Here is an 18,778-nt window from a genome sequence, read left to right on the forward strand (position 1 = left end):
GCAGCATGGCGTGCCGTGGAGTGCCGACAGGAGAAGAGCGGGAACCACGACAGACCGATGGCAGGATAAAAGGGCGCGAGGTGCGCGCTCGGACGGTTGTGGTTTTTCAAAGGGTTATCATACGATTTCGCGAGGTGCGCCCTCTGGGAGCAGCCTCCGGCGCACCCGCTTTTCCAGCTATTTCAATGCCGTTGCGCGATGTGCGGAGTCCGGCCGATGACCGGCGACGACAATTTCCGCATCCGCCCTGGCCGCATCCGCTCGACCCGCGCGCAGGCGTCGCGGCCCTTCATCGCGCAAGCACTCGCTGCCGCCAAACGTGCCGGCGGAGCAACCTCCCGCAGCGGCGCGATCAGCCACGGCCATCGCTCGCGCTTCGGCAAGGGCCAGCGTGCGTCTGTCCAGGCCAACCGGCTCATCACCGCGCGCTCACGCGGCACCGTCGTGAAGGCGCGCGTTGTCCGCCACGGCGGACGCGGCGCGCCGCTTGGCACCCATCTCAACTATCTGCGCCGCGAGGGCGTCACCCGGGATGGGGAAAAGGCCAGGCTGTTCGGACCGGACACCGATGACGCGGATGCGCGGGACTTCGCCGAACGCACCGAGGACGATCGCCACCATTTCCGCTTCATCGTCTCGCCGGACGACGCCGCGGAGATGTCCGACCTCAAGACCTTCACCCGCGATCTGGTCAGCCAGATGGAGAAGGATTTGGACACCCGCCTTGAATGGGTCGGCGTCGCGCACTGGAACACCGAGCATCCCCATGTCCATCTGATCGCGCGGGGTGTCCGAGAGGACGGCGCGGATCTCGTCATCTCGCGCGACTATATCAAGGAAGGGATGCGCGACCGGGCGCGCGATCTCATCACCCAGGAACTCGGCCCACGCACCGATCACGACATCCGCCACGCGATCGAGCGCCAGGTCGAGGCCGAGCGCTGGACCGATCTCGACCGCCAGCTCGCGCGCGACGGCTATCGCACCGGCGTCATCGACATGGCACCGTCGCCCGATCGCCAGCCCGACGGATTCCATGCCCTCAAGGTTGGCCGGCTGCGCAAGCTCGAATCCCTCGGCCTTGCCGATCAGGTCGGCCCCGGCCAGTGGGTGCTCTCGGATAAGGCCGAAGCGACGCTGCGCGAGCTGGGTGAGCGTAGTGACATCATCAAGCGCATCCATGGGGGTCTCACCGATCGCGGCATCAAGCGCGGCGCGGCGAACTATGTGCTGGCCGGCGAGAGTCTGGACGATCCGATCGTCGGCCGGCTGGTCGCGCGCGGGCTCGACGACGAATTGAAGGGCACCGCCTATGCAGTGGTCGATGGCGTCGATGGCCGCACCCATCACATCAAGCTGCCCGACCTCGATGCCACCGGCGACAGCCGGCGCGGCTCGATCGTTGAGCTACGCAAGTTCGATGATGCGCGAGGACAAAGGCGCGTGGCGCTCGCCGTCCGCTCCGACCTCGACGTCGAGGCGCAGGTCACAGCGTCGGGCGCCACTTGGCTCGACCGGCAGGCGATCGCGCGCGAGCCTGCGGCACTCGGCGAAGCCGGTTTCGGCGCCGAGGTCCGCGCGGCAATGGAGCTTCGTGCCGAACGCCTGATCGCCGAGGGGCTCGCCGAGCGGCAGGGCCAGACCGTCATCTTCCAGCGCAAGCTGATCGACACGCTGCGCCATCGCGAGGTCGAGGCGCTTGGGCAGAAGCTCGCGGCCGAGACGGGCCGCTCCTTCACCCGATCCGCCGCCGGTGAATTTGTCGCCGGCACCTATAGCCGGCGCTTCGCGCTCAGTTCCGGCCGCTTCGCCATGATCGACGACGGCTTGGGCTTCCAGCTCGTGCCCTGGACCCCCTCGATCGAAAAGCAGCTTGGCCGCCACGTCTCCGGCATCGCGCGCGGCGATGGCGGTGTCGATTGGGGCTTCGGCCGCAAGCGCGGACTCGGCCTCTAATCGAAAGGACTTGTTTCCATGCCTGCCACGAAAATTCTTTGGGGTCCGATCATCGTCGTTTCGCTGATCGTGCTGTTCACGACCTGGGGCGCAACGCAATTGACGGCGTGGGAACTCGGTTTCCAGCCGCAGCTCGGCGCACCCTGGTTCCGGCTGCTCGGGATGCCGGTCTATTACCCGCCAGCCTTCTTCTGGTGGTGGTATTTCTACGATGCCTATGCACCGTCGATCTTCGTCCACGGTGCTTATATCGCGGCGTCGGGCGGCTTCCTGTCCGCCGCCGCCGCGATCGCCATGTCGGTATGGCGGGCGCGCGAGGCGAAGAACGTCGAGACTTATGGCTCGGCGCGCTGGGCACGGCCCGACGAGGTGAAGGATGCCGGACTGCTCGACCCGGATGGCGTCCTGCTCGGCAAGTTCGATCGCAGCTATCTCCGGCATGACGGCGTCGAGCATGTCTTGTGTTTTGCCCCCACGCGCTCGGGCAAGGGCGTCGGTCTCGTGGTGCCCACGCTCCTGACCTGGCCCGGTTCCGGCATCGTGCATGACATCAAAGGGGAGAATTGGCAGCTCACGGCCGGTTTCCGGTCGCAGCATGGAAAGGTGCTGCTGTTCGATCCGACCAACCCCAAATCGGCGGCCTACAATCCGCTGCTCGAGGTGCGCCGCGGCGAATGGGAGGTCCGCGACGTGCAGAATATCGCCGACGTACTCGTCGACCCGGAGGGCAGCCTTGAGAAGCGGAACCATTGGGAAAAGACGTCCCATGCGTTGCTCGTGGGCGCGATCCTCCATGTGCTCTATGCCGAGGAGGACAAAACGCTGGCCGGCGTCGCAGCCTTCCTCTCCGATCCGAAGCGCCCGATCGAGTCCACGCTCGCGGCAATGATGAAGACCGCCCATCTCGGCAAGGCCGGCGTTCATCCCGTCGTCGCATCGGCCGCCCGCGAGCTGCTCAACAAATCCGACAATGAACGGTCGGGCGTGCTGTCGACCGCCATGTCGTTCCTCGGTCTCTATCGTGATCCCGTCGTCGCCGAGGTGACGCGTCGCTGCGATTGGCGCGTCGCCGATCTCGTCAGCGGCCCGCGGCCGACGACGCTCTACCTGGTCGTGCCGCCGAGCGACATCTCGCGGACCAAGCCGCTCATCCGGCTGATCCTGAACCAGGCGGGTCGCAGGCTCACCGAGGATCTGCAGGCTAAGGCGAAGCGGCATCGCCTGCTGCTGATGCTCGACGAGTTCCCCGCGCTCGGCCGGCTCGACTTCTTCGAGAGCGCGCTCGCCTTCATGGCGGGATACGGGATCAAGTCCTTCTTGATCGCGCAGTCGCTGAACCAGATCGAGAAGGCATACGGGCCGAACAACTCGATCCTCGACAACTGCCATGTGCGCGTCAGCTTTGCGACGAATGACGAGCGCACAGCCAAGCGTGTCTCCGACGCACTCGGCACCGCGACCGAGATGAAAGCGATGAAGAACTATGCCGGCAGCCGGTTGTCGCCCTGGTTAGGGCACCTCATGGTCTCCAGATCGGAAACCGCCCGGCCGCTGCTCACCCCTGGCGAAGTCATGCAGCTCCCGCCCGCCGACGAGGTCGTCATGGTGGCGGGCATCCCGCCGATCCGCGCGAAGAAGGCGCGCTATTATGAAGATCGCCGATTTCAGGAACGTATCCTGCCGCCCCCGGCGCTGACCAAGCCCGACAAGCCGAGATCCGATGATTGGAGCACGCTGCCGCAGCCGGAAAAGCCCAACCTGGCGACCGACGGCGCGGACGATGCGGTCGAGGAGGATGAAGACCCGACCGGATCGGAGCGCCGCCGGCAACCCGAGTTGGACCGGACCGCGCCTGTCGAGAACAAGGAGCCGATCGCCAACGAGTTCGAACTCGATCTCGATGACGATACGCAGGACGACGCGGCCCGCGCCAGCCGGATGCACGATATGATGCAGGGCGTTGCGCGTCAGGTTTCGCTCGATCCCGGCGATGATATGGACCTCTGAGGCGCCATCGATGAAGAAACAGCGCGTATCGGTCTATCTCGACCCCGACGTCATGAAGGCCCTCGCGGATTTCGCCGCGCGGCGTGGGCAGTCGCGTTCGCTGATCGCCGAAGCGGCCATCGCGTCCTTTCTGTCGCCCGACGCGACCGAACGGCAGGAGGCCGTGACCGCCAAGCGCCTCGACCAGCTCGACCGTCGTATGGCCCGGATGGAACGCGATCTCGGCATCTCGGTCGAAACGCTTGCCGTCTTCGTGCGCTTCTGGCTGACGACCAGCCCGCCGCTGCCCGAGCCCGCCCAGGCCGCGGCACGCGCCAAGGCCGGCGAGCGCTATGACGCCTTCGTCGCTGCGCTTGGCCGTCGACTCGCCAAGGGGCCGAAGCTGCGACAGGAGATTTCCGAGGACGTCGACCGCGCGCGTGACGCAGAATAGTGCGCGAAGCACCTTCCGCAAGTAGATCGCCGTTCCGCCGATTTCCTGTATTTGCACGCTACACTACGACGGCCCCTTGAGGGCTGTTGCCATGCCCTGATTTCTGTCTCTTCTACTTGTCCCCGGTCCAGGGCCGTCCTTCGCACGGCCCCGAGAAAGGAACGGGGACGAGATGGTTTCTTACCAGAATACGGAGGCGATGAATCGGGGCGCGCGCATGTTGCGCACAGCCCTCGGCCCCGCCATCGCCCGGTTTCTGGAAGACGCCAGCGTCGTCGAGGTGATGCTCAACCCCGATGGACGGCTCTGGATCGACCGGCTTTCCGAAGGGCTCGCCGACACCGGCGAGCGGCTATCGCCGGCCGATGGCGAGCGCATCATCCGCCTGGTCGCGCACCATGTCGGCGCCGAGGTTCACGCCGGCAACCCGCGCGTGTCGGCCGAGTTGCCGGGAACAGGAGAGCGGTTCGAGGGTTTGCTGCCGCCCGTCGTCGCGGCGGCTGCCTTCGCCATCCGCAAGCCCGCCGTCGCGGTGTTCACCCTGGTGGATTACGTCACGGCCGGCATCATGTCCGCGGAGCAATCCGATATCCTCCGCCGCGCCGTCACGGCCCGCGCCAACATTCTCGTCGGGGGCGGCACATCGACCGGCAAGACCACGCTCACCAATGCCCTGCTGGCGGAAGTGGCGACGACCGGCGATCGCGTCGTCATCATCGAGGATACGCGCGAGTTGCAATGCGTTGCGCCCAACCTCGTCGCCATGCGGACCAAGGATGGCGTTGCCACGCTCTCCGATCTCGTCCGCTCGTCGCTTCGCCTTCGGCCTGATCGCATTCCGATTGGCGAAGTGCGCGGCGCCGAAGCCCTCGACCTCCTGAAAGCCTGGGGCACCGGCCATCCCGGCGGCATCGGCACAATCCACGCCGGCAGCGCCATCGGCGCGCTGCGCCGTCTTGAACAACTCATCCAGGAGGCGGTCGTCACCGTCCCGCGCGCGCTGATCGCGGAGACGATCGACCTCGTGGCCGTTCTCGCCGGCCGTGGCGCCTCGCGTCGCCTCGTCGAACTCGCCCGCGTCGAAGGTCTCGGCGCCGATGGCGACTATCGCTTCTTCCCCGCAGTCCCAAACCCGCCAGGAGAGTCCGAATGATCCACCGTCTGTCCCCTCTGTGCCGCAGGATCGCGAGCGCAGCATCTGCCTTCGCTCTCAGCATCATGCTTGCGCCGGCCGCCTACGCCTCCGGCTCGTCCATGCCGTGGGAACAGCCGCTCCAGCAGATCGAGCAATCGATCGAAGGGCCGGTCGCCAAGGTCGTCGCGGTCATCATCATCATCGTCACGGGCCTGACGCTCGCGTTCGGGGACACCAGCGGCGGTTTCCGCCGGCTGATCCAGATCGTGTTCGGGCTGTCGATCGCATTCGCCGCCAGTTCCTTCTTCCTCTCCTTCTTCAGCTTCGGCGGCGGAGCACTGGTGTAATGGCCGGCGCGATCGACGAGACCATCCCCGGCTTCACCGTGCCGGTGCACCGCGCGCTGACCGAGCACATTCTGCTCGGCGGCGTTCCGCGCTCCGTCGCCATCCTGAACGGCACGGTCGCCGCGGCGCTCGGTCTCGGCCTGCGCCTGTGGCTGGTCGGAATCGGCATCGGCGCGATCGGGCATTTCGCGGCGGTGTGGGCGGCCAAGCGCGATCCGCAATTCGTCGATGTCGTGCGCCGGCATCTGCGCCTCCCCAGCCACCTCTCGGTCTGAGGGTACGGCCATGATGAACCTCGCCGAATATCGCCGCACCTCGGCCCGCCTCGCCGACTTCCTGCCCTGGGCCGCTCTCGTCGGCGAGGGCGTCGTGCTCAACAAGGAAGGCTCGCTGCAAAGGACGGCGCGCTTTCGCGGCCCCGATCTCGACAGCGCCGTGGCGGCCGAGCTGATCGCCGTCGCCGGCCGCGTCAACAACGCCTTTCGTAGATTGGGAAGTGGCTGGGCGATCTTCGTGGAGGCGCAGCGCGAGGGCGTCGGCGCTTATCCCGCGAGCCGTTTCCCCGACGCGGCCTCCGCCCTGGTCGATGCCGAGCGCAAGGCCGATTTCGAGGAAGAAGGGGCGCATTTCGAGTCGCGCTATTTCCTCACCTTTACCTATCTGCCGCCGGCCGAGGACGCGGCCCGCGCCGAAAGCTGGCTCTACGAGGGCAAGGCATCGCAGGGCGTCGATGCCCACGAGATTCTGCACGGCTTCGTTGATCGCACCGGTCGCATCCTCCAGCTCGTCGAAGCCTTCATGCCGGAATGCCGCTGGCTCAATGACGGCGAGACGCTGACCTATTTGCATTCGACCGTCTCGACCAATCGGCAGCACGTGCGCGTCCCCGAGACGCCGATGTATCTCGACGCGCTGCTCGCCGACCAGGCGCTCACGGGCGGCCTCGAACCGCGCCTCGGCAACGCGCATCTGCGCATCCTCACCATCGTCGGCTTCCCGACCATGACGACGCCGGGCCTGCTCGACGACCTCAACCGGCTCGCCTTTCCCTATCGCTGGAGCACGCGAGCGATCCTGCTCGACAAGACGGACGCGATCCGGCTGCTCACGAAGATCAGGCGGCAATGGTTCGCCAAGCGCAAGTCGATCGCCGCGATCTTGAAGGAGGTGATGACCAACGAGGCGTCGGTGCTGGTCGATTCCGATGCCTCCAACAAGGCAGCCGATGCCGACCTCGCATTGCAGGAATTGGGCGCGGACTATGCCGGGCAAGCCTATGTGACCGCGACCGTCACCGTATGGGACGACGACCCGCGCGTCGCGGCCGAGAAGCTGCGGATGGCCGAGAAGGTCGTCCAGGGCCGCGACTTCACCGCCATGCCGGAGACGGTCAACGCGGCAGACGCCTGGCTCGGCAGCTTGCCGGGGCATGTCTACGCCAATGTCCGGCAGCCGCCGATCTCGACACTCAATCTCGCCCACATGATCCCGCTCTCGGCGGTGTGGGCGGGGCCGGAACGGGACGAGCATTTCGGTGAACCCCCTTTGCTCTATGGCAAGGCCGAAGGCTCGACCCCGTTCCGGTTTTCCCTTCACGTCGGCGATGTCGGGCATACGCTCGTCGTCGGCCCGACCGGCGCCGGCAAATCCGTGCTGCTGGCGCTCATGGCGCTCCAGTTCCGCCGCTATCCCCGCCCCCAGATCTTCGCGTTCGATTTCGGCGGCTCGATCCGCGCCGCGGCGCTGGCGATGGGCGGCGACTGGCATGATCTCGGGGGCGGGCTGACCGAGGGCGCGGAATCCTCGGTGTCGCTCCAGCCGCTCGCGCGCATCCACGACACCTATGAGCGCGCCTGGGCGGCCGACTGGATCGTAGCAATCCTGATGCGCGAGGGCGTGACGATCACGCCCGAGGTGAAAGAGCATGTCTGGACGGGGTTGACCTCGCTCGCCAGCGCGCCCATGGGCGAACGCACCATCACCGGCTTCACCGTCCTGCTCCAGTCGAACGACCTGAAGCAGGCGCTCCGGCCCTATTGCGTCGGCGGCCCCTACGGGCGGTTGCTCGATGCCGAGGACGAACATCTCGGCCAGGCGCCCGTCCAGGCGTTCGAGATCGAGGGCCTTGTCGGCACCGGCGCCGCGCCCGCCGTGCTGGCCTACCTCTTCCATCGCATCGACGACCGGCTCGACGGCTCGCCCACCTTGCTTATCATCGACGAGGGATGGCTGGCGCTCGACGACGAGGGTTTCGCCGGCCAGCTCCGCGAATGGCTGAAGACGCTCAGAAAGAAGAACGCCAGCGTCATCTTCGCCACCCAAAGCCTGTCGGACATCGAGGGCAGCCCGATCGCGCCCGCGATCATCGAGAGCTGCCAGACCCGCGTTCTGCTCCCGAACGAACGGGCGATCGAGCCGCAGATCACCCGCATCTATCAGCAGTTCGGCCTCAACGACCACCAGATCGAGATCATCGCGCGCGCCATGCCCAAACGCGATTATTACTGCCAGAGCCGCCGGGGCAATCGCCTGTTCGAGCTGGGGCTGTCGGACGTGGCGCTGGCGCTGTGTGCTGCATCGTCGAAGACCGACCAGGCCGACATCGCGCGCATTCTTGCCGGGCATGGCCGCGACGGATTCCTCGCCGCCTGGCTGCGGCACCGGCAGGTCGATTGGGCCGCCGACCTCATTCCCGACCTCACCAACCTGGAGTCACCGTCATGATCATCCGTCGCTCGCGCGCGGCGTTACTCGCCGCATCCATCCTCGCCGGTCCCGTCGCGCTGTCACCGATGCTGGCGACGCCAGCCGATGCGCAATGGGTCGTCTTCGATCCGAACAATTACGCGCAGAACGTGATGACGGCGGCGCGCGAGCTACAGCAGATCAACAATCAGATTCAGCAGATCAAGAATCAGACCCAATCCCTGATCAATCAGGCGAAGAACCTTGCGAATATGCCGTATTCGCTGGTCTCGACCATCACCAGCCAAATTCAGCGCACAGAACAGCTCATCAACCAGGCCCAACGCATCGCCTACAGCGTCTCGTCTATCGATCAGGCTTTCACCAGCAACTACGGCGCGGTGAACCTGAACAAGAGCCAGCAGCAGATGGTCGCCCAGGCGCAGCAGCGCTGGCAGACCTCGGTTGCGGGCTTGCAGGATGCCATGCGGATGCAGGCCACCGTGGTCGGCAATATCCCGACCTCGCGCGCCAACGTGACGACGCTTGGCGCGTCCAGCCAGTCGGCGAGTGGGGCGCTGCAAGCCGCCCAGGTCAATAACCAGCTCCTGGTCCAGATTTCCCAGCAGCTCGCCGACCTCATTGCCCTGGAGGCGGCGGACGGGCGGGCGCAGGCGCTGATCGCTGCCGACAAGGCGACCAACCAGAACCAGGGCGCGACCCAGCTCTCGACCTTCCTGACGCCCGGCGCCGGCTACCAGCCGACGAGCGTCCAGATGTTCCACGGCAACTGAGGCGGCGGCGATGGACGAGAAGATGCTCGCCCGGCTCGGCGCCATCGTGTTCGTGGCGCTGGCGATCACCGCGACGGTGATCGAGATGACCCGCCCGAAGCCGGCGCCGGTCGATACGAGCGTCTCGTCCGCCGTCGCGCCTGCCGCCGATCCGCTGCGCGCCGAGCTGAGCCGCTGCCAGCTTCTCGGCGAAGCCGCCGAGCACGATTCCGACTGCCTGCGCGCTTGGGCGGAAAACCGCCGACGCTTCCTGGCACCGGCCACGTCGGAGGCGCGATAGATAATGCACGGCACCGGCGTCATCGACCAGTTCCTCAACACCTTCACGACCTACATCGACAGCGGGTTCGGGCTGCTGAAGCCCGAGGTGGCGTTCATCGCCACCACCCTGATCGTCATCGACGTGACGCTCGCGGCGCTGTTCTGGTCATGGGGCGCGGACGACGACATCATCGCCCGCCTGGTCAAGAAAACCCTGTTCGTCGGCGTCTTCGCCTACCTGATCGGCAACTGGAACAACCTCGCCCAGATCATCTTCAACTCCTTTTCCGGACTCGGCCTGAAAGCATCGGGAGCGAGCCTCTCGGCCGCAGATTTCCTCCAGCCCGGCCGCATCGCGCAGGTCGGGCTCGACGCCGGCCGGCCGCTGCTCGCTTCCATCTCTGGGCTGATGGGCTATGTCTCGTTCTTCGAGAATTTCATCCAGATCGCGGTGCTGCTGTTCGCCTGGGTGATGGTGCTGCTCGCCTTCTTCATCCTGGCGATCCAGCTTTTCGTGACGCTCATCGAATTCAAGCTGAGCACGCTCGCGGGCTTCGTCCTCATTCCCTTCGGCCTGTTCGGCAAATCCGCCTTCATGGCCGAGCGCGTGTTGGGCAACGTCATCTCGTCCGGCATCAAGGTGCTGGTCCTCGCGGTGATCGTCGGCATCGGCTCGACGCTGTTCTCGCAGTTCACCGCCGCGAGCGGCACATCGCCGAGCATCGACGATGCGATGGCGATCGTGTTGGCCGCGCTGTCGCTGCTCGGCCTCGGCATCTTCGGCCCCGGCATCGCCAACGGCCTCGTTTCCGGCGGCCCGCAGCTCGGCGCGGGTGCCGCCGTGGGCGTTGGCCTCGCAGCGGGCGGCACGGTTGCGGCGGGAGCCGCCGCTGTCGGGGCGGCGGCCTCCGGTGGCGCGGCTCTTGCCGGTGGCGCAGCCGCCGCAGCACGAGGCGGTGCTTCTCTGGCAGGCGGCGTCTCCACCGCCTACAGCCTGGGCGCGGCTGGTCAGTCGGGTGCGGCCGGTGTCGCCTCCGGCCTTGGCGGCGTCGCTCGCGCCGGTTTCAGCGCCGCCACGTCGCCGCTGCGCCGCGCGGCGGCCAGCATGAAATTGAGCTTCGCCGAAGGCGCCAAATCCGCCTTCGAGGCGACCAGCGGTGCGTCGACCGGGGGAACGGCCGGCGGTGTGGCCGAAACCGCCGATGCTTCCGCTGCCGGCGGCGTACCCGCCTGGGCGAAGCGCATGAAGCGCTCCCAGCAGATGACGCATGGCGTCCAGACCGCCGCACACGCCGTCCGTTCCGGTGACGGACATGGCGGTGGCTCTTCTGTCAACCTTTCCGAAGGCGACCGCTGATGTTCAAACGACCCGCCGCGCATTACGGCAAAGCACCTGAGCCCGAGACGCCCTATCAGCGCGCCGCGCAAGCCTGGGACGACCGCATCGGCTCGGCCCGTGTGCAGGCCCGCAACTGGCGCCTCATGGCATTCGGCTCGCTCGCGCTCTCGGCCGGCTTCGCCGCCGCGCTCGTATGGGAAACGACGCGCGGCACCGTGGTGCCATGGGTGGTGCAGGTCGATCACCTCGGCCAGGCGCAGGCCGTGGCGCCTGCCGTTGCCGGATACACGCCGAGCGATCCGCAAATCGCCTGGTATCTGGCCCGCTTCATAGAGGAAGTCCGCAGCATCCCTGACGATCCGATCGTCGTGCGGCAGAACTGGCTGCGCGCCTATGATTTCACGACATCGGCCGGCGCCGTCGCGCTCAACGAATATGCTCGCGCCAACGACCCTTTCGCCAAGATCGGCAAGCAGCAGATCGCGGTCGATGTCTCCAGCGTCATCCGTGCATCGCCCCGTTCCTTTCGCGTGGAATGGGTCGAGCACCGCTATCAGGACGGCGCGCTCGCCGGCACCGAACGCTGGGCCGCAATCCTCACCGTCGTCGTCCAGACGCCGACCAGCGCCGACGCGCTGCGGAAGAACCCCCTCGGAATCTACGTCAACGCCATCAACTGGTCACGGGAGCTTGGGCAATGAAGCCGTCTTTCCGTAAAGCCGGAAGCCCGGCTTTGCTCGCAATCGTAAACCTGCGTTTCCGCGCATTCGCGCTGCCGATCGCGCTGCTTCTCGCATCGGCCCTTGGCGGCTGCGCCACAACCTTCAAGCCACCTGAGATCTCCTACGATAATGCAACGCCGGCCGTGCTCACCCCCGATCCACCAGCGCCGGTGAAGGTGGTGGAATTGCCGAAGCCGCTTCCGCTTCCCGGCCAGTTGAAGCCGATTGAGCACGGCAAGCTGCCGCCGGAACCGGCCGATCCCGCCGCGCGCATCAGGCAGGCCAACGCCGCCGCGCGCGTGCAGCCCAAGCGCGACGGCTTTATCAACGCCATGCAGGTCTATCCCTTCGCCGATGGCGCGCTCTATCAGGTCTATTGCGCCGTGGGCGAGATCACCGACATCGCGCTCCAGCCGGGCGAGCAGCTTGTTGGCTCCGGCCCGGTCGCGGCCGGCGACACGGTGCGGTGGATCATCGGCGACACCCAGAGCGGAGCCGGAGCGACCGCCCAGGTCCATATTCTCGTCAAGCCGACGCGGCCCGAGCTGGTGACGAACCTCATCATCAACACCGATCGCCGCACCTATCACATGGAGCTGCGTTCGGATGAGAAAACCTACATGGCCTCGGTCTCCTGGCAATATCCGCAGGACCAGCTCATCGCGCTGCGCCGGCAGAACGCAGAAGTCCAAGCCGCGCAGCCCGTCGCCACGGGTGTCGATCTCGCCCGCATCAACTTCCGCTATACGATCGAGGGCGACCGTGTGCCCTGGCGTCCGCTACGCGCCTTCGACGACGGGCGGCAGGTCTACATCGAATTCCCGTCCGGCATCGCTCAGGGCGAGATGCCGCCGCTGTTCGTCGTCGGCCCTGCCGGCAAGACCTCCGAACTGGTGAACTACCGCGTCCGCGACAACTACATGATCGTCGATCGGCTGTTCGCCGCCGCCGAACTCCGCTTCGGCGACAAGAACTCCGAGAAGCGCGTCCGCATCGTGCGTACCGACGGGAGGCCGGCGTCGTGAGCGAACCCGATCCCCGGAATGAGGAGGAGCCAGCTCCTGCGGTGACGGTCGGTGATGCGGCTACGCCGATGCGCCTGCGTGGCGAGGCGCCGCGCGTCACGCGCCTGTCGCGCAAGGCGCTCACGGCGATGGGAGTTATCGCCAGTGTCGGCATCGGCGGGGCGCTGGTCTACGCGCTTCAGACCAACCACACCGGCAAGACGGGGCAGGAACTCTATTCGACCGACAACCGCGCGACGGCGGATGGTCTCGCGGCCCTGCCGCACGACTATACCGGCGTGCCGCAGCTTGGGCCGCCGCTTCCCGGCGATCTCGGCCGGCCGATCCTCAGCGCACAGAACCGGGGCCAGGCCGCGCCTACGCCCGTCCCCGGCCCGAGCGCCGAAGAACAGCGTCGGCTTCAGGAGATCGAGGCCGCGCGAACCAGCAAGCTCTTCTCCGGCGTCGAGGGACGCAATGCAACGGCGGGCGCCAGCGTCACCCCCAATCCCCAGCCGGCGCCAACGCTCGCCAATCTTGGCCTCGCGCCGCCGGCCACAACCTCCACCGCGCAGGATCGGCAAACCGCTTTCCTCACCGCCGATGCCGATCGCAAGACCGTTGCGCCCGATCGCGTTCAGGCGCCCGCCTCTCCGAACATCCTGCAGGCCGGCGCGGTCATCCCGGCCGCGATGATCACCGGCATCCGCTCCGACCTTCCCGGCCAGATCACGGCCCAGGTGACGGAGAACGTCTATGACAGCCCGACCGGCCGCATACTCCTTATCCCGCAAGGCACGCGCGTTATCGGCCAATATGACGACAATGTCGGTTTCGGGCAGAGCCGCGTGCTGCTTGTCTGGAACCGGCTGATCTTCCCGAACGGGCGCTCGATCGTTCTCGAGCGCCAGCCCGGCGCGGACACCGAAGGCTATGCCGGCCTTCAGGATGGCGTCGATTACCATTGGGGGGAGCTGTTCAAGGCGGGGTTGCTCTCCACCATCCTCAGCGTTGGTTCTGAAGCCGGCTATTCCGGCAATGAGAGCGACATCGCCCGCGCGCTGCAACAGGGCGCGTCCAACAGCACCAGCCAGATCGGACAGCAGCTCGTCGGGCGCCAGCTCAACATCGCGCCAACGTTGACGATCCGGCCGGGCTTCCCAGTGCGGATTGTTGTGACCCACGATTTGGTGCTTGAACCCTATGGAGGCTGATATGGGAAAGCTGAAACTTGGGCCGATCGCCGATCAGAAGCCGGTAAAGGTTTCGCTGGAGCTGCCGGCGGCGCTCCATCGCGATCTGGTTGCCTATGGCGAGGCGCTCGGCCGTGAAACAGACCAGGCACCCATTGATCCAATCCGCTTGATCGTGCCCATGCTGGAGCGGTTCGTCGCGACAGACCGGGGATTTGCCAAAGCCAGACGCAGGAATTGTGGCCTCGGAAGCAAGACCGGCCCTACGGCAGTGGTGTAGAGGCGATTTGCGAAACGCCGGCAGCCATCCGCTTCGAAAGTGTCCGCGCCGTGCTGAGGAGCCGCCGGAAGGCGGGATTGTCGTTGCGCAGCGACCATATCGCCCTGAAGGGCAGCCTTTCGCCCAGGATCGGCCGATAGACGACACCGGGAAATGCGGCGCCGGTAGTCGCCTCGCTGGTCAAGGTAAGCCCCCGACCGAGGGTGACAAGCCTCATGAGGTTGTCTCGACCGACGCCGCATTGCTCCACGGTCGGATGATGGCCCAGCTCCGCCAGATGCTTCACGAGATAATCGTGGATCTCCGGACCCGGATTGGTCTCGCTGACGATGAAGTGCTCATCTCGAAGATCGTCCCAACCGATCTCTTCACGCTCGGCCAAGCCGTGATCTCGGGGGACGACCACGAAAACACGCTCATCCCAAAGACGGGCCGTGTCGCAGCCATAGGCAGCAGGTTCGCCCGTGAGAAAGGCGACATCCATGCGGTGATGCTGAACGGCAGCAACGTGTTCCGCCGGGCCACCTTCGACAAAATCTAGGTGAACGAACGGATTGTCCGCCTGATAAGCTTGCAGCAGATCGGCGAGGAAGCCCGAGGCCAGCGACGAGAAGATGCCGATCCGCACCATGCCGGCCTCGCCGCGCCCCGCCGCGCCAGCATCTTTCAAGGCATATTCGATGCGGCCTACGGCTTGTCGTGCGTGGTTCAGGAATCTCGTGCCCGCATTGGTAAGCTTTACGCCACCGGGGTGACGGATAAACAGCGCGACACCGATCTCATCTTCCAGTTCCCGGATGCCACGGCTGATCGTCGATTCCCACAAGCCCAGTTCTGCGGCTGCTTGCCGGAAACTACGTTTCTCCGCCGCCGCCAGCACGTAGTGCAAATATTGCAAAACGATTTTGGAGGAAAGGGTCGTCGCGCTTTGCATCTAGCGTCGATCATATTTCACGGGTCGCCCTTGTGCGCTGATTAACCCGAGTTTCTCGAAACGGAATAATGACAAGCACAACCGTTGGATCAAGGACGAGCGGCACCTCATGCCAACGAACGGAGAAGTCAGCGAGCACCGCCGCCTCGCCGAGCCGGCCCCTATGTCTCGCAGCTAAATCCACTATCTGTCCGCCCCGCGCTTTCATTCGAGCAGTCTTCTGGCCCCGGCCCAGACCTGCTGCGTAGTTTCAAATGCCGGTAGGTCGAGCGCCAAAGACGCAGCCTGTCCGGCCCAAGCTTGCATGCGATCAACGTCTCCGGCTGCCGCCGCCGCGGCGCGCATCGGTTCAGTCAGGCCCCGCTGCACTGGATATGGCGCTGGCGGTGGTGCCTCCGATTTGGCTGCGGCGCGAACATACGATCCTGCTATGGCGCGCCCGGAGCGGCCGGAGAACGCGCGGGTGAGCACCGTTTCTTCGGGTTCTATCTTTGTGAGAGCGTCGGCCCAGGCTGGGCTGATCTTAGCCTCTGGGCTGCGAAGGAAGCCGGTCCCGATTTGCACTGCGCTCGCGCCAAGCAGTAAAGCTGCCGCCACGCCCCGACCATCGGCGATCCCACCCGTTGCTACGAGCGGCACCGTTAGACGGTCAGCGAGCCGAGGTAGCAGAGCAAATAAGCCAACCGCGTGCGACTCGGCCTGTGCTGCATCGAATGCACCGCGATGTCCCCCAGCCTCGGCTCCTTGCGCGACGACAGCATCAGCACCAGCCGCTTCGGCAGCCAGCGCCTCGGAGAGAGTCGTCGCGCAGGCAAACCATGCGATTCCGCGATCCTTTAGCGCCGCCACGAATGCTGGTGGATAGAGGCCCATGATGGAGGACACTACGTGGGGCCGCACTTCCAGCAGCGCCGCGCATTGCGCCGTAAAGTCTGGCGGCGTCGCGTCTCCCGCTTCGGCGGGCACCGTGGGTCCCCAAGTTTCGAGGAATGTGCGCTGTCGCGCCTCCAAGGCAGGGTCGCGGACGGGAGCGGGGTCTGGAATCCACAGGTTGACCTGAAACGCACCGTTGCTTTGGGCACGAAATTCGGTAGCCCATTCGGCAATACCCGCCGGCGATGTCAGGAGTGCCCCCATGCCGCCCATCCCGCCGGCATTTGCAACGGCGGCTGCGAGGCCCGGCGGGCAGGCACCCGCCATAGGCGCCTGCAGGATCGGCATGGTCAGACCGAAGCGGCTGCAGAATGCATCCGCACGTTCGAGGGTTGTCGTCATGAAGACGGTCTCCTTTGGATCAGCACCAAGGCCGCTGCAACGGCGAGCGCAATTGCAGCGACGATTGAAGGGACTATGAAGCTGCCCGTTCGGTCGAAGACCAGGCCGGCGAAGCTTGGTCCCAGGATTTGCCCCACACCGAAGGCGCTCGTCATCAGTCCGAGCACTTGCCGCGCATTGCCTCGGGCAAGCTCCCGGCCGCGCATCAAGCCGAGAGCGGTCAGTCCCATGAACGTTCCGCCCACGCAGACGCTGGCCGCAAAGACCCCCGTTGTCGTAGACCAGCCGACACTTGCGAGAACGCCCACAGCCTCGACCAGAGCAGCCAGGGCGAAAGCACCGGGAATGGTGAGGCGCGTAGCGAGCCAGTTCCACAGCGCGACGGAGGGTGCGGCCGAGAGACCGAAAATGACCCACACCAGCGGCTCCAGTTCCCGGATGGCGGGATTGCCGCGAACGATGGCGACGAGGAAAGTCGCCGTTATGACGTATCCGAAGCCGAAGAATCCGTAAGCCAGGACAAGGCCGAGCAGAGGGCGTCCGGGGGGAGGTGCGCACTCAGCCGTCTCGCTGACAGGCACCGCCGTCCTGGTGGGAATCATCTGCCCGGCGGCGAATGCTCCAACGACCGATAGCAATCCGCTCGCGAGCCAAAGCGTCTGCCAACTTTGTCCCGTCGCGCGCAGCGACGAGACCAGCACGGCGGATACCGCGATGCCGGCGCCGACGCCGGCAAATAGAATCGCGCTGAAGCCGGCGCGTCCTCTATGCGCCATGAAGTCCAGCAAGAGGGCGGATGTGAAGACCAGCACCAGCGCGCTCGCAATGCCCCCCAGGAAACGCAGGGCTACGAAAGCCCACATCGACTGCACAAGCCCCATCGCGGCGGTGGTGGCGGCACTTCCCCCCAAGCCAATGAGCAGCCAGAGCCGTCGCGTCCCCGGCAGGCTGGTCCTGGAGGCGAGCAGCGCGCCGACGAGATAGCCCGCGAAATTGGCCGATGCGATAAGACCAATGCTGAATTTGGAAAGACCAAGCCCGGCAGCCATGACTGGAAGGATCGGCGTATAGACGAATCGGCCAATACCGATTCCGACTGCGAGCGCGATCAAACCGCCGAGGGCTGGCACGAATATATCGCGCCCCGACGTCACATCGAACGGCATTTCGCGTGCGCGGTGCATCATTCTCCCCGCTGGGTGTCTTTGGTCTCGACAATGGCCCGGCTTGCCCAGCATTGGAAATGAGAGTTAAAGATGATGGCGATCACTTTTGGAGATGGCCATCATGGAATCGGGAGATCTTCGCTTTTTTGAAGCGGTAGCCCGCCATGGCGCCATGACGCGCGCCGCGGAAGAACTACACACCGTCCAGTCCAATGTTACCGCGCGCATCAGGGCACTGGAGCAGGCCGTGGGCGCCTCGCTGTTCGAGCGTCATTCTGTGGGCGTGACCCTGACGGACGCCGGCCGCAGGCTGCTGCCCTATGCGCAGCGCGTGTCGAGACTGCTGGAGGAAGCGAAGCGCGCAGTCCAAGACGACGGCACCCCTCGCGGCAGGCTGATTATCGGCTCGCTGGAGACGACTGCCGCGATGCGCCTTGCGCCGTTGTTGACCGGCTATGCGAAGGCTTACCCGCAAGTCGAACTCGCCATTCATCCCGGTACGACTTGCGAGCTGATAGCCGCCGTGAAGCAAGGTTCGGTCGATGGCGCATTCGTCTGCGGCCCTGTCCTGGACCCGGAGCTTGACCAACGGCCGATGTTCCAAGAGGAACTGTCGGTGCTCGCCTCGATGGCCGTGCATTCCCTCGACCACTTGATCGGCGCAGGCAACATCCGGTTAGCGGTGCTCCGCGCCGGATGCTCGTATCGTCAGCGGCTGGAAGAATTGCTGGCGCGGCGCGGCATCCCGGCGCCTCGCTTGATGGAGTTCGGGACATTGGAAACCATCTTGGCCTGCGTGGCCGCCGGCCTCGGCATTACGCTCTTGCCGCGCAGGATTTTGAGTAGCTCGCAATTCTCGGACAGCGTGGCTGTGTTCGGGCTGCCGCCATCGGAGGCCCAGGTCGAAACCGTTTTCGTCTCCCGCCGCGATGCCACACCATCCAGTGCTCTGACTGCCTTCCTGGCGCTGGCCGAACAGGCTTTTCGGCCCGGAATGGAAGCGTCAGAAGGCACCGTCCTAAATGGCTCATTGCTACGGCAGGTCGGGAAAACCGTGCTTGCCCATCAGAACATCTGAATCGGCGTGCGGTACTTCAACCAGCCACTTCCATTTCAACTCGCGAGCAGCCTGTCACGAGAAATGTCGGGGCGCAAATTTAGGTGTTTAATATAGAATAGTGCCCGGACCCGCTCGCCGTCCATTTTGAGAGTGTCCGCGCCATGCTCAGGAGACGGCGGAAGGTGGG

At 65.6% G+C, this 18,778-nt stretch carries 18 protein-coding genes; 15 read left to right on the forward strand and 3 right to left on the reverse strand.

The features are described from left to right. Positions 1 to 216 precede the first annotated feature (216 nt). From L2A60_RS11885 to L2A60_RS11950, 14 genes are all read left to right on the forward strand, one after another. Positions 217 to 1,956 carry a relaxase/mobilization nuclease domain-containing protein gene (locus L2A60_RS11885; RefSeq protein ID WP_235704597.1) on the forward strand — a complete coding sequence of 580 codons (1,740 nt, stop codon included), beginning with the start codon at positions 217 to 219 and terminating at the stop codon, positions 1,954 to 1,956. A gap of 18 nt (positions 1,957 to 1,974) precedes the next feature. Then, positions 1,975 to 3,963: a conjugal transfer protein TraG gene (locus L2A60_RS11890; RefSeq protein ID WP_235704598.1), complete on the forward strand. Its 1,989-nt coding sequence runs from the start codon at positions 1,975 to 1,977 to the stop codon at positions 3,961 to 3,963. A gap of 10 nt (positions 3,964 to 3,973) precedes the next feature. Continuing rightward, complete coding sequence (locus L2A60_RS11895; protein ID WP_235704599.1) at positions 3,974 to 4,396, forward strand: ribbon-helix-helix domain-containing protein; 423 nt, start codon at positions 3,974 to 3,976, stop codon at positions 4,394 to 4,396. A 217-nt stretch (positions 4,397 to 4,613) separates the two neighbouring features. After that, the gene (gene trbB / locus L2A60_RS11900; protein WP_407932545.1) at positions 4,614 to 5,549 is read left to right on the forward strand and encodes a P-type conjugative transfer ATPase TrbB; all 936 of its coding nucleotides are present in this window, start codon (positions 4,614 to 4,616) and stop codon (positions 5,547 to 5,549) included. Then, the gene (locus tag L2A60_RS11905; RefSeq protein WP_235704601.1) at positions 5,546 to 5,878 is read left to right on the forward strand and encodes a TrbC/VirB2 family protein; all 333 of its coding nucleotides are present in this window, start codon (positions 5,546 to 5,548) and stop codon (positions 5,876 to 5,878) included. The genes trbB and L2A60_RS11905 overlap by 4 nt, the downstream gene beginning before the upstream one ends. Next, positions 5,878 to 6,153 (forward strand): VirB3 family type IV secretion system protein, encoded by a 276-nt coding sequence (locus L2A60_RS11910; RefSeq protein ID WP_235704602.1) that lies wholly within the window; start codon positions 5,878 to 5,880, stop codon positions 6,151 to 6,153. Before L2A60_RS11905 ends, L2A60_RS11910 begins: the two co-directional genes overlap by 1 nt. A gap of 10 nt (positions 6,154 to 6,163) precedes the next feature. Continuing rightward, positions 6,164 to 8,602: a conjugal transfer protein TrbE gene (gene trbE, locus L2A60_RS11915; RefSeq protein WP_235704603.1), complete on the forward strand. Its 2,439-nt coding sequence runs from the start codon at positions 6,164 to 6,166 to the stop codon at positions 8,600 to 8,602. Continuing rightward, positions 8,599 to 9,357 (forward strand): P-type conjugative transfer protein TrbJ, encoded by a 759-nt coding sequence (gene trbJ / locus L2A60_RS11920; protein ID WP_235704604.1) that lies wholly within the window; start codon positions 8,599 to 8,601, stop codon positions 9,355 to 9,357. The genes trbE and trbJ overlap by 4 nt, the downstream gene beginning before the upstream one ends. 10 nt (positions 9,358 to 9,367) lie before the next feature. Further along, positions 9,368 to 9,637 carry a putative entry exclusion protein TrbK-alt gene (gene trbK-alt / locus L2A60_RS11925; protein ID WP_235704605.1) on the forward strand — a complete coding sequence of 90 codons (270 nt, stop codon included), beginning with the start codon at positions 9,368 to 9,370 and terminating at the stop codon, positions 9,635 to 9,637. Positions 9,638 to 9,640: 3 nt separating this feature from the next. Beyond that, a complete protein-coding gene (gene trbL, locus L2A60_RS11930; protein ID WP_235704606.1) occupies positions 9,641 to 10,975 on the forward strand; it encodes a P-type conjugative transfer protein TrbL in 1,335 nt (444 codons plus the stop codon). After that, positions 10,975 to 11,658 (forward strand): conjugal transfer protein TrbF, encoded by a 684-nt coding sequence (gene trbF / locus L2A60_RS11935; RefSeq protein WP_235704607.1) that lies wholly within the window; start codon positions 10,975 to 10,977, stop codon positions 11,656 to 11,658. Before trbL ends, trbF begins: the two co-directional genes overlap by 1 nt. Next, a complete protein-coding gene (gene trbG, locus L2A60_RS11940) occupies positions 11,655 to 12,704 on the forward strand; it encodes a P-type conjugative transfer protein TrbG (RefSeq protein ID WP_235704608.1) in 1,050 nt (349 codons plus the stop codon). Before trbF ends, trbG begins: the two co-directional genes overlap by 4 nt. 68 nt (positions 12,705 to 12,772) lie before the next feature. Then, a complete protein-coding gene (locus tag L2A60_RS11945; protein WP_235704645.1) occupies positions 12,773 to 13,897 on the forward strand; it encodes a TrbI/VirB10 family protein in 1,125 nt (374 codons plus the stop codon). 1 nt (position 13,898) lies between these two features. After that, positions 13,899 to 14,156, forward strand: a complete 258-nt coding sequence (locus L2A60_RS11950) for a DUF2274 domain-containing protein (RefSeq protein WP_235704609.1) — start codon at positions 13,899 to 13,901, stop codon at positions 14,154 to 14,156. Here L2A60_RS11950 and L2A60_RS11955 read toward each other — a convergent pair. The 3 genes from L2A60_RS11955 to L2A60_RS11965 form a co-directional block, all read right to left on the reverse strand. Next, complete coding sequence (locus L2A60_RS11955) at positions 14,140 to 15,090, reverse strand: LysR family transcriptional regulator (RefSeq protein ID WP_235704610.1); 951 nt, start codon at positions 15,088 to 15,090, stop codon at positions 14,140 to 14,142. The genes L2A60_RS11950 and L2A60_RS11955 overlap by 17 nt on opposite strands. 204 nt (positions 15,091 to 15,294) lie before the next feature. Beyond that, entirely contained in the window at positions 15,295 to 16,365 is a 1,071-nt protein-coding gene (locus L2A60_RS11960; RefSeq protein ID WP_235704611.1) for an NAD(P)H-dependent flavin oxidoreductase, read from the reverse strand. Further along, the gene (locus L2A60_RS11965) at positions 16,362 to 17,603 is read right to left on the reverse strand and encodes a YbfB/YjiJ family MFS transporter (RefSeq protein WP_235704612.1); all 1,242 of its coding nucleotides are present in this window, start codon (positions 17,601 to 17,603) and stop codon (positions 16,362 to 16,364) included. Before L2A60_RS11965 ends, L2A60_RS11960 begins: the two co-directional genes overlap by 4 nt. Before the next feature lie 40 nt (positions 17,604 to 17,643). Between L2A60_RS11965 and L2A60_RS11970 the strand changes: the two genes are divergently transcribed. After that, the gene (locus tag L2A60_RS11970; protein WP_235704646.1) at positions 17,644 to 18,609 is read left to right on the forward strand and encodes a LysR substrate-binding domain-containing protein; all 966 of its coding nucleotides are present in this window, start codon (positions 17,644 to 17,646) and stop codon (positions 18,607 to 18,609) included. Positions 18,610 to 18,778 lie beyond the last annotated feature (169 nt).

The sequence above is a fragment of the Acidiphilium iwatense genome (genome assembly GCF_021556475.1).
GTDB lineage: Bacteria > Pseudomonadota > Alphaproteobacteria > Acetobacterales > Acetobacteraceae > Acidiphilium > Acidiphilium iwatense.

What these genes read in the sequence shown, in the direction of transcription:
- L2A60_RS11885 (WP_235704597.1), top strand. Translation starts at nt 217, where the DNA reads ATGACCGGCGACGACAATTTCCGCATCCGCCCTGGCCGCATCCGCTCG.
- L2A60_RS11890 (WP_235704598.1), top strand. Translation starts at nt 1,975, where the DNA reads ATGCCTGCCACGAAAATTCTTTGGGGTCCGATCATCGTCGTTTCGCTG.
- L2A60_RS11895 (WP_235704599.1), top strand. Translation starts at nt 3,974, where the DNA reads ATGAAGAAACAGCGCGTATCGGTCTATCTCGACCCCGACGTCATGAAG.
- trbB (WP_407932545.1), top strand. Translation starts at nt 4,614, where the DNA reads ATGTTGCGCACAGCCCTCGGCCCCGCCATCGCCCGGTTTCTGGAAGAC.
- L2A60_RS11905 (WP_235704601.1), top strand. Translation starts at nt 5,546, where the DNA reads ATGATCCACCGTCTGTCCCCTCTGTGCCGCAGGATCGCGAGCGCAGCA.
- L2A60_RS11910 (WP_235704602.1), top strand. Translation starts at nt 5,878, where the DNA reads ATGGCCGGCGCGATCGACGAGACCATCCCCGGCTTCACCGTGCCGGTG.
- trbE (WP_235704603.1), top strand. Translation starts at nt 6,164, where the DNA reads ATGATGAACCTCGCCGAATATCGCCGCACCTCGGCCCGCCTCGCCGAC.
- trbJ (WP_235704604.1), top strand. Translation starts at nt 8,599, where the DNA reads ATGATCATCCGTCGCTCGCGCGCGGCGTTACTCGCCGCATCCATCCTC.
- trbK-alt (WP_235704605.1), top strand. Translation starts at nt 9,368, where the DNA reads ATGGACGAGAAGATGCTCGCCCGGCTCGGCGCCATCGTGTTCGTGGCG.
- trbL (WP_235704606.1), top strand. Translation starts at nt 9,641, where the DNA reads ATGCACGGCACCGGCGTCATCGACCAGTTCCTCAACACCTTCACGACC.
- trbF (WP_235704607.1), top strand. Translation starts at nt 10,975, where the DNA reads ATGTTCAAACGACCCGCCGCGCATTACGGCAAAGCACCTGAGCCCGAG.
- trbG (WP_235704608.1), top strand. Translation starts at nt 11,655, where the DNA reads ATGAAGCCGTCTTTCCGTAAAGCCGGAAGCCCGGCTTTGCTCGCAATC.
- L2A60_RS11945 (WP_235704645.1), top strand. Translation starts at nt 12,773, where the DNA reads ATGCGCCTGCGTGGCGAGGCGCCGCGCGTCACGCGCCTGTCGCGCAAG.
- L2A60_RS11950 (WP_235704609.1), top strand. Translation starts at nt 13,899, where the DNA reads ATGGGAAAGCTGAAACTTGGGCCGATCGCCGATCAGAAGCCGGTAAAG.
- L2A60_RS11955 (WP_235704610.1), bottom strand. Translation starts at nt 15,090, where the DNA reads ATGCAAAGCGCGACGACCCTTTCCTCCAAAATCGTTTTGCAATATTTG.
- L2A60_RS11960 (WP_235704611.1), bottom strand. Translation starts at nt 16,365, where the DNA reads ATGACGACAACCCTCGAACGTGCGGATGCATTCTGCAGCCGCTTCGGT.
- L2A60_RS11965 (WP_235704612.1), bottom strand. Translation starts at nt 17,603, where the DNA reads ATGCTGGGCAAGCCGGGCCATTGTCGAGACCAAAGACACCCAGCGGGG.
- L2A60_RS11970 (WP_235704646.1), top strand. Translation starts at nt 17,644, where the DNA reads ATGGCCATCATGGAATCGGGAGATCTTCGCTTTTTTGAAGCGGTAGCC.